Here is a 2,334-nt window from a genome sequence, read left to right on the forward strand (position 1 = left end):
AGACAAAGTATTGACGCATTGAAACAAATCTGTAAATTGTTGCTTAGCTAGGGGTCACTCTCTTGCGTAAAAAATTAGAAAACTCAACAAATTTGAAAGAATTGAGTTCGCAATTAACAAAGGGAATGTTGAATATGACGTCAATAAGCAGTTTATCTAAAGCTGTAAGGGTCGCGCTATTAGCAACGACAAGTGCAGCGTTAATGACAAGTGCCGGAGCTTATGCTGAAGAGCAGGAAGGCGATAGCATTGAAAGAATCGAGGTGACAGGCTCGAAAATTAAGCGAATTGGTGAACTATCTCCAACTCCTGTAACAGTTATTACTGGTGCAGACATGATGGATATGGGTATCACTAACGTGGCAGATATCCTCAATAAACTTCCATCATCTACCGTTGGTATCTCTCCAGAGACTTCGAACAACACTATTTTTGCTAATGGTCTAAACCAAACTAACTTACGTGGTTTAGGCTCTGACCGTACACTAGTTTTGGTTAACGGTCGCCGTTTTGTTGCCGGCTCTAATGGTGACTCTGCAGTCGATTTGAACACCATTCCAACAGCCATGGTTTCTCGTATTGAAGTGATTACAGGTGGTGCATCTGCAGTATATGGTTCAGATGCGATTGCTGGTGTAATTAACATTATCACTCGAACCGATGTTGAAGGTGTTGAGCTTGATGCTTCTTATATTCAACCAGAGCAAAGCGGTGGTGAAGAGAGTCAGTTCTCTCTAACTGCCGGTGGCAATTTCTTAGATGATAAGCTGTCAACGGTATTTAACTTTACCTATTCTGAGCAGCAAGAGCTACGTAATACTGATAGAGACTTCTTAGATAATCCTGTTACAAGTATTTATAACCCTGATACTTCTGAAGGTGCACCAACACGTATTCCATATGAAGGTCGTAAGCCACTGTCTTGGATTAACGAAGCGGGTACTTTTTTTGATGGGAACTGGGAGAACCAGTATACTTTCGATAAAGATGGCAACATGAAGATCTTCGATTACGGTGAAGGTCTAATTCCTGGCCCAGGTACGAACGGCAACTACTGTGGCCCAAGCTGTGAAGGTTATGATCCGGTTGATTACGGTTTAGTTCGTACACCACTTGAGCGTATGGTATTTACCCTAAATACTGATTATGAACTCAATGACGATCATAAGATTTTCACTGAAATTACCTATGTTGATTACACATCTAACGGTGAGAGCACGCCTGTATTCCATACTTGGAACCCTATCATGGCCGATAACGCTTTCCTTCCTGAAGATACGCGTCAGGTGATGGCTGATACTGGTATGGATTATCTTAACCTTTATCGTATCGATAGAGAATTTGGTAACCGTACCTATAACCAAGACCGTGAAACCATGCGTTTCTTAGTGGGTATTGAAGGGGCGATTAACGATGACTGGGATTACTCTTTCCACGCCCAGCGTGGTCAGCTAAAAGAAACCACGCTATGGAAAGGTCAAATATGGGATGAGCGTTATGAGCAGGCTAAAGATGCTATCTTCTTAGATGGTGAAATTGTTTGTCGTGATGCCGATGCACGTGCTGCGGGTTGTTTGCCTATGAACCTACTGGGTGAGAACCAAGCAAGCCAAGAGTCCATCGATTGGGTGCTCACAAGTGCTGGTCAAACGGCTAAGACGACACAAACAAGTGCTGGTTTAATTGTTAGTGGTGCGCTATTTGATCTGCCAGCAGGTTATGTCAGTGCTGCATTTAGTGCCGATTACCGTAAGGAAGAGTCTGAAACTAATCCAGATCAAGCATTAATCGATGGTACTATTTTTGGTAACAGTGCTAACCCAATGCGTGGTGAGTTTGATGTTACTGAATTTGCCGCTGAATTTAGCATTCCGCTACTTTCAGATATGTTCCTTGCACACGACTTAGGTCTAGATTTAGCGTATCGCTGGATGGATTACAGCACTGCGGGTCAAGATGATGCATGGAAGGTGGGTCTAAACTGGGCACCAATCGAAGATCTTCGTCTTCGTGCTACACGTTCTAAATCAGTACGTGCACCAAACATCGGTGAGCTATTTAGCCCAGCGGGTCAAACATTTGAGAGCTTTACTGACGTTTGTGACAAGATCAACGTTGAGCTAGGTCCAAATGATAACCGTAAGAAGAACTGTCAGGCAGCAGGCTTGCCAGAAGGTTGGAATCCATCTGATGAGTGGTACTTAAGTAACCACCCAGGAAGCAATGCGGGTAACCCTGATCTAAAAGCTGAAACTTCAAACGATTACACTGTTGGTGCGGTTTATACGCCTAGTTATCTAGACGGTTTCTCAATCACAGTCGATTACTGGGCAT

The 2,334-nt window shown here is 43.4% G+C and carries 1 protein-coding gene; it reads left to right on the plus strand.

Annotated features, from left to right (window positions below):
• Positions 1-134: 134 nt before the first annotated feature.
• Positions 135-2,334, plus strand: a 2,200-nt coding sequence (locus tag K5Q92_RS23555) for a TonB-dependent receptor domain-containing protein (RefSeq protein ID WP_220771221.1), incomplete at its 3' end; no start/stop codon positions are given.

Source organism: Shewanella sp. MBTL60-007 (assembly GCF_019654915.1).
In the GTDB taxonomy this organism is placed as follows: Bacteria; Pseudomonadota; Gammaproteobacteria; order Enterobacterales; family Shewanellaceae; genus Shewanella.